This is a genomic window from Hansschlegelia beijingensis (assembly GCF_045505405.1).
GTDB lineage: Bacteria > Pseudomonadota > Alphaproteobacteria > Rhizobiales > Methylopilaceae > Methylopila > Methylopila beijingensis_A.
This window is the reverse complement of the sequence record NZ_JBJKEX010000162.1, coordinates 1-6570: the sequence shown is the minus strand read 5'-3', so window position 1 is coordinate 6570 and position 6570 is coordinate 1. Positions and strand designations below refer to the sequence as shown.

The 6570-nt window shown below is 70.0% G+C and carries 6 protein-coding genes and 1 pseudogene; 3 read left to right on the top strand and 4 right to left on the bottom strand.

Annotated features, from left to right (window positions below; genetic code table 11):
• Nucleotides 1-103 precede the first annotated feature (103 nt).
• Nucleotides 104-709, bottom strand: a pseudogene (dapF, locus tag ACIKT0_RS11050) (diaminopimelate epimerase); the annotation flags it as partial.
• Between the two features lie 71 nt (nt 710-780).
• Nucleotides 781-939 carry a hypothetical protein gene (locus ACIKT0_RS11045; RefSeq protein ID WP_183395110.1) on the bottom strand — a complete coding sequence of 53 codons (159 nt, stop codon included), beginning with the start codon at nt 937-939 and terminating at the stop codon, nt 781-783.
• Nucleotides 940-1324: 385 nt separating this feature from the next.
• Between ACIKT0_RS11045 and ffh the strand changes: the two genes are divergently transcribed.
• The 3 genes from ffh to rimM all read left to right on the top strand — a co-directional run bounded on the left by ffh (nt 1325) and on the right by rimM (nt 4095).
• Nucleotides 1325-2866 carry a signal recognition particle protein gene (gene ffh / locus ACIKT0_RS11040; protein ID WP_407105395.1) on the top strand — a complete coding sequence of 514 codons (1542 nt, stop codon included), beginning with the start codon at nt 1325-1327 and terminating at the stop codon, nt 2864-2866.
• Between the two features lie 146 nt (nt 2867-3012).
• Entirely contained in the window at nt 3013-3372 is a 360-nt protein-coding gene (rpsP, locus tag ACIKT0_RS11035) for a 30S ribosomal protein S16 (protein WP_407105394.1), read from the top strand.
• A gap of 186 nt (nt 3373-3558) precedes the next feature.
• Nucleotides 3559-4095 (top strand): ribosome maturation factor RimM, encoded by a 537-nt coding sequence (gene rimM, locus ACIKT0_RS11030; protein WP_407105393.1) that lies wholly within the window; start codon nt 3559-3561, stop codon nt 4093-4095.
• Nucleotides 4096-4099: 4 nt separating this feature from the next.
• Here rimM and ACIKT0_RS11025 read toward each other — a convergent pair whose 3' ends face one another.
• Nucleotides 4100-5254: a GNAT family N-acetyltransferase gene (locus tag ACIKT0_RS11025; RefSeq protein ID WP_407105392.1), complete on the bottom strand. Its 1155-nt coding sequence runs from the start codon at nt 5252-5254 to the stop codon at nt 4100-4102.
• Nucleotides 5255-5259: 5 nt separating this feature from the next.
• The coding region (locus ACIKT0_RS11020; protein ID WP_407105391.1) for an aminotransferase class I/II-fold pyridoxal phosphate-dependent enzyme at nt 5260-6570 on the bottom strand (1311 nt) is incomplete at its 5' end.

The following is a 6570-nucleotide window of genomic DNA, read 5'->3' as shown; positions in this document are numbered from 1 at the left end:
AGGTTGACGCCATTGTAGTTTGCGTCCTTGGCGATGGTGTTGATCTCCTTCAGAGCGGCGTTGTAGTCCTCGGCGAAGTCGGCGCGCTTCTGCGCGGCCAGCGGCGGGCGAGCGAGATGTTGGCGCGCTCAGGGAACATCGGGTGGTTCTCGAGCATCGGGCCGGCGCGCGAAAGGTCGACCACGTCGAGATCGTCGACCCAGAAGATCGCGTGCGGATTGCCGACATTGGCGACCGAGGGCGAATGGATCAGCGGCGCGTCGATCGGCCCGATCTGCAGCTCGATCGCGCGGGTGTCGGCGAACTCCTCCGACAGCGGGATCTCGGCCCAGCCGAAGCGCGGCCGGCCCATGTCGACCGCCACGCCCTCGTTCTCGACGACGCAGCTGAGCAGCCCGGCGGCCGTCTCGAGCGCGATCTCGCGCGCGCCCGTGTCGCGGGCGAGCAGCGCAGCCACGCAGCGCGTGCCGTTGCCGCAGGCCGAGACCTCGGACCCGTCGGCGTTGAGGATGCGCATGAAGGCGACGGTTCCGGGCGTGCGCGGGTCGTGCAGCGCCATGAGCTGGTCGAAACGCGTTTCGGGCCGGCGGGCGAGCGCACGCGCATCCTCGGCCGAGACCCGTGCGGTCGAACCGCGCAGGTCCACCACCAGGATCTCGTTGCCGAGCCCGTTCATCTTCACGTATCGACGGTCGATCAGGGCGTTCATGGCCGGGCCGCTAAAGGGTTGCCGCCCACATATGCCCCTTCGCGGCGCTCGATGCGAGCGCCGGCTTCCGGTCAGCGTTCGGCGATCTCGATCGCGGAGCCGCCGGAGATCGAGACGGCCTCGGCGCCCCAACTCAGGGTGAGCGCCACCAGGGCCAGCGCCCCGATCCGGGACGGCCAACAGAAGAATGCGCGGCCGACGCCGGCGCGGATATTGGATGTGGACGTCATGAGCTCCCTCCGCAGGTCGCAGCCCTGGACCGCGTGACGGTGACCTTGGAGCTCCGCCGGATGGAGACTTCGGCTTGCGCCGAAGCGAAGTGGCGGGGTCGAACCGTTCGCGTACATCCAGGCGATGACGTGCTCAGATATAGTGCGCCGGGCGCCTCCCGCGCGACCCGAAGCGCTGGCACGCGACGCTCGGTCGCAACCTCCGCAGGCCGGCGATTGACGCAAAGCCCCTGTTTCTGTAGGTCATCGGCCATCTGACGAGGTCAGAAGTCCAATCAAGCCGCCCGTCCCAGTGAGTTCGGGGGGTCAACGTCCGCCGACGCGTCGCGTCCGCGGGCGCGATTTGCGTTGGGCCTGATCTCGGAACGGAAGGAACCGACGTCGCATGTTCGACGCGCTTACAGACCGCCTGAGCGGCATTCTTGACCGGCTCACCCGCCGCGGCGCCCTCACGGAGGCCGACGTCGCGGAGGCGATGCGCGAGGTGCGTCGCGCGCTGCTCGAGGCCGACGTCGCCCTCGATGTCGCCCGCACGTTCATCGACCGCGTCAAGGAGCGGGCGGTCGGCGTCGACGTCGTCAGGTCGGTCACGCCCGGGCAGATGGTCGTCAAGATCGTCCATGACGAGCTCGTGGCGATGCTGGGGGCCGACGCCCAGACCATCAGCCTCGCGGCCGCGGCTCCGGTGCCGATCCTGATGGTCGGCCTCCAGGGCTCGGGCAAGACCACGTCGACGGCCAAGATCGCCTACCGGTTCACGAACCGCGACCGGCGCAAGGTGCTGATGGCCTCGCTCGACACGCGCCGTCCGGCCGCGATGGAGCAGCTCGCCACGCTCGGGACGCAGACCGGCGTCGCCACGCTGCCGATCGTGCCCGGCCAGTCCGCCGTGCAGATCGCGCGCCGCGCCATGGAGGCCGGAAGGCTCGGCGGCTACGACGTGGTGCTGCTCGACACCGCCGGCCGAACCACGCTGGACGAGGCCCTGATGGCCGAGGCCGCGGAGGTCAAGCGCGCGGTCGACCCGCATGAGGTGCTGCTGGTCGCCGACGCGCTGACCGGCCAGGACGCGGTCGTCACCGCCCGCGCCTTCGACGAGGCGCTCGGCGTCACCGGCATCGTGCTCACCCGTCTGGACGGCGACGGCCGCGGGGGCGCCGCGCTCTCCATGCGGGCCGTGACCGGCAAGCCGATCAAGCTCGTCGGCGTCGGCGAGAAGTTCGACGCGCTCGACGAGTTCGATCCGCAGCGCATCGCGAACCGCATCCTCGGCATGGGCGACGTGGTCGCGCTGGTCGAGAAGGCCGCCGCCTCGATCGACGCCGAGCAGGCCCAGAAGGCCGCCGAGCGCATGCGCAAGGGTCAGTTCGATCTGAACGACCTGAAAGAGCAGCTCGGCCAGATGCAGAAGCTCGGCGGCATGTCGGGCGTGATGTCGCTGATGCCGGGCGTCGCCAATCTCAAGAAGCAGATGGCCGGCGCCAATCTCGACGAGAGCATGTTCAAGCGCCAGGCGGCGATCATCGACTCGATGACCAAGGCCGAGCGCCGCAACCCCGACCTCCTCAAGGCGAGCCGCAAGAAGCGCATCGCGGCCGGTTCGGGGACCAAGGTCGAGGACGTCAACAAGCTCCTCAAGATGCACCGCCAGATGGCGGACATGATGAAGATGATGGGCAAGGGCGCCAAGTCCGGCCGCGGCCCGCTCGCGGGCCTCGGGGCGGCGCTCGGTTTCGGCGGCGGCGCGCCGCAGATCCCCCCGGAAGCGCTCGAGGACCTGAAGAAGGGCAAGATGCCGCAAGGTCTGCCGCCCGGTTTCCCGGGCACAGGCGGCGGCCTGCCTCCCGGCTTCCCGGGCGGCGGCATGGGCGGACTGCCGAAGCTGCCCGGCCTCGGCGGCTTCCCCGGCCTCGGCAAGAAGAAGTGAGTTTTGGGTGGCGCGTCATCCCGGCCGAAGCGCAGCGCAGAGCCGGGATCGCCAGCCAAATGGAACGCAGACCCTGAGAACGATCCCGGCTCTACGCGGCTCCGCCGCTTCGGCCGGGACGACGAATTGAAGAAGGAAGCAGAGAAATGGCCCTGAAGATCCGTCTGGCGCGCGGCGGCGCCAAGAAGCGTCCGTTCTACCGCATCGTGATCGCGGACTCGCGCTATCCGCGCGACGGCCGCTTCATCGAGCGCATCGGTTCGTTCGACCCGCTGCTCGCCAAGGACCACGCCGACCGCGTCAAGCTCGACCTCGACAAGGCCAAGGAGTGGCTCGCCAAGGGCGCGACCCCGACCGACCGCGTGCACCGCTTCCTCGACGCCGCCGGCCTGATGAAGCGCGACGCGCGCAACAACCCGAAGAAGGGCGAGCCGGGCAAGAAGGCCCAGGAGCGCGCCGAGGCCGCCAAGGCGGCGGCTGCCGGCGGCGACGAAGCCGCGGCGTAAGCCGGAACCGACGCCGTCCCGGCCGAGGCTTCGCCGAACGCCGGGAGCGTCTCCTGAACCCAGGTCCGTCGTGGTCCGGCATCGCCGGGTCATCTGCGCTGGACCCGGGACCTGGGCGGCCGAGATCCGTCCTCCGGCTCGCCGGAGGACGCGCTTCCGGCGCCGCCCGTTGCTGGCTTGAGATCGATGGCCTCCCGCCTTGTTCAGATTGGCGTCTTCGGCGCGCCTCACGGCGTGCGCGGGGAGCTGCGCGTCAAGTCGTTCACAGCCGATCCGCAGGCGCTCGCCCACTACCGGCCGCTGACGGATGAGGCGGGCGCGCGCCGCTTCGAGGTGGCCAGCGCCAGGCTGATCAAGGACGACATGCTGGTCGTGCGGCTCAAGGACGTCGGGGACCGCGACGCCGCCGCGGCGCTGACCGGCGTCGGCCTGTTCGTTCCCCGCGAGGCCTTGCCTCCGGCCGAGGACGAGGACGAGTTCTATTACGCCGACCTCGTGGGCCTGCGGGCCGAGACGGTCGACGGCGCGCGCCTGGGCCAGATCATCGCGGTGACGAATTTCGGCGCCGATGACCTTCTGGAGATCCGGCTCGATCGCGGCCGGCGCACGGTCTACCTGCCGTTCACCAAGGCGGTCGCGCCGCTGGTCGACATCGCCGGCGGCCGCGTGGTGGTTCAGCCGCCCGAGGGCGCGCTCGACGAGCCGACCCCCGAGGGGCGCTAGCCCCTCAGATCTCCTTCTCGAAGATCCGCCAGACCTTGGTCTTCTCGGCCGGCATGCTCCGCACGAGGTTGAGGATCGACCTGTTGTCCTCGAGCATCCAGCTGACCTCGAGGCGCCGGCAGCCGGCCTTCCTGGCCTTCTCGATCGCGTCCGCGAGCAGAACGGCCGCCGCCATGGCGCCCACCCGGGTGCCGCGCCAGGCCCGGCGCACCCCGATGATCGGCACCCGCACGCGCGAGACGCCGGAGACCTTGAGCCGCCAGATCAGCTTCGCCCAGCCGAACGGCATGAGCTTGCCGCCGAGGTCGTGAACTGCCTCGTTGAGGTCGGGCGCCATGCACAGAACGCCGATCGGCTCGCCGCGCCAGTCCGCCAGCGTGGTCCAGTCCGGGGGCACGATCTGCTGCGCGAGCTCGGCGAGGAACTTCGCCTCCTCGTACGACACGGGGGCGGAGCCCCAGTTCACCGACCAGGCGTCGTTGTAGACCTCGTTCAGCTCGCGGGCGGCGTTGGGTCCCTGCGCGCGCCGGAGCTTCAGGTCTTCGGACCCGGACCACCGGGCCCGCACGGCCGCGACGCGGCCCGGGAGCTGGCTGTCCGCGATCGACCCCTCGTAGCCGACGATGTCCTTGATCGGCCGGAAGCCGAGGCGCGCCAGCTGCCGCGCATAATAGGGCGGCGCGTAATTGGTGTGGGTCGTCGATGGCGTCTCGTAGCCTTCGACCAGCAACCCGCACTCGTGGTTGACCGAGGCGCTGAACGGCCCGGTCACCCGACTCAGCCCGTGCGAGCGCAGGAAATCCGCCGCGACGGCGAACAGCGCGTCCCAAACGGGATCGTCATCGACCGCCTCAAGGAAGCCGAAGTGCCCAGTGGCGTCGTGATACTTGGCGAGGTGCGCGTTGTGCTTGACGGCGTAGATGCGGCCGACCGGCTCGCCGCCGCGGAACGCCACCCAGGCCTGCCCCTCGTTTTCGCGCGCGAACGGCGTCACGCGCGGCGTCAGGACGTCATAGGTCTCCTTGAGCAGCGGCGGCGCGTAGTTCGGCTCATGGCCCTGCGCTTTCAGCGCCGCGCGCCAGAACGGCTTGACGTCAGCCCTGGTGGCGACCGGCCGGATCTCGACCGCGCCACCCGGGACCCTGGTCGCCGGCGCCAAGCGGGTCAGCTCGGCCGGGTCGCTTTGGCCAGGGCTGCGGCCATCTTGATGCCGAACCCTGCCTTCGCCAGCTTCGCGTGCTCGTCGGCGGTGATCGCGACCGCCTCGTCTATCTGCTCCGGGGTGTGCTCGCTGGTGATGAAGAAGCGCAGCCGAGCCGAGCGCTCGGGCACCGCCGGATGGATGATCGGAAGCGCGTTGACGCCGCGCTCCAGCAGCCTGTTGGAGAGGTGGACGGCCCGCAGCGAGTCGCCGACCATCACGGGCACGATGGCGAGCCCGGTGCTGGAGCCGACGTCGAGGCCCGCCTCCTTGGCCTTCTCGACGAAGCGCACACCGTTGGCCCGCAGCTGCGTCACCCGCTCCGGCTCCCGCTCCAGCAGGTCGAAGCAGGCGATCGCGGCGGCCGCGACCGCGGGCGGCATGCCGACCGAATAGACGAAGCCCGGCGCGGTGAACTTGAGGTACTCGACGAGCGCGGCCGAGCCGGCGATGAAGCCGCCGCAGCCCGACAACGTCTTGGACAGCGTGCCCATCCAGATGTCGACATCGCGCGGGTCGACGCCGCATTCCTCGGCGACGCCGTGGCCGGTTTTGCCCAGCACGCCGAGCGAATGGGCCTCGTCGACCATCAGCCAGAAGCCGTAGCGGTCGCGGAGCGAGACCAATCGCGCGAGATCCGGGAAATCACCGTCCATGCTGTAGAGGCCTTCCACGGCGACCAGCACCCGCTCATGCGAATGGGCCTGCTGGGCGAGGATCTCCTCCAGCGCGTCGAGGTCGTTGTGCGGAAACAGCCTGCGGGTCGCGCCCGACAGCGTCGCGCCGACCACGATCGAATTGTGGGCGAGCGAGTCGTAGACGATCAGGTCCTTCGGACGCATCAGATGGCCGATCGCCGCCACGTTGGTGGCGTGGCCGCTGACGAAGGCGACCGCGGCCTCGACGCCGTAGAAGTCCGCAACGCGGCGCTCGAGCTCCCGATGGATCGGGCGTTCGCCGGCGACGAGGCGGCTCGCCGAGACCGATACGCCGTAATGGTCGATCGCCGCCTTGGCGGCCGCGGCGACCTCGGCATGGCCGTTCAGCCCGAGATAGTTGTAGGAGGCGAAGTTGATGTCGGTGCGGCCGTCGATATGCGTGGTCGCTCCGGCCACTCCGTCATGGAGGCGGAAGAACGGGTTCTGCACTCCGAGCAGGTCGGTGACCGCCTGCTGGGTCTTGATGTCCTTCAGCTCCTGAAGGTCGGCGAAGCGGTCGTTGCGCTGCGCGCGACGCCCAAGCCGGAGGCGCGCGGCGAGACCGCCGCCGCCGCG

What these genes read in the sequence shown, in the direction of transcription:
- ACIKT0_RS11045 (WP_183395110.1), bottom strand. Translation starts at nt 939, where the DNA reads ATGACGTCCACATCCAATATCCGCGCCGGCGTCGGCCGCGCATTCTTC.
- ffh (WP_407105395.1), top strand. Translation starts at nt 1,325, where the DNA reads ATGTTCGACGCGCTTACAGACCGCCTGAGCGGCATTCTTGACCGGCTC.
- rpsP (WP_407105394.1), top strand. Translation starts at nt 3,013, where the DNA reads ATGGCCCTGAAGATCCGTCTGGCGCGCGGCGGCGCCAAGAAGCGTCCG.
- rimM (WP_407105393.1), top strand. Translation starts at nt 3,559, where the DNA reads ATGGCCTCCCGCCTTGTTCAGATTGGCGTCTTCGGCGCGCCTCACGGC.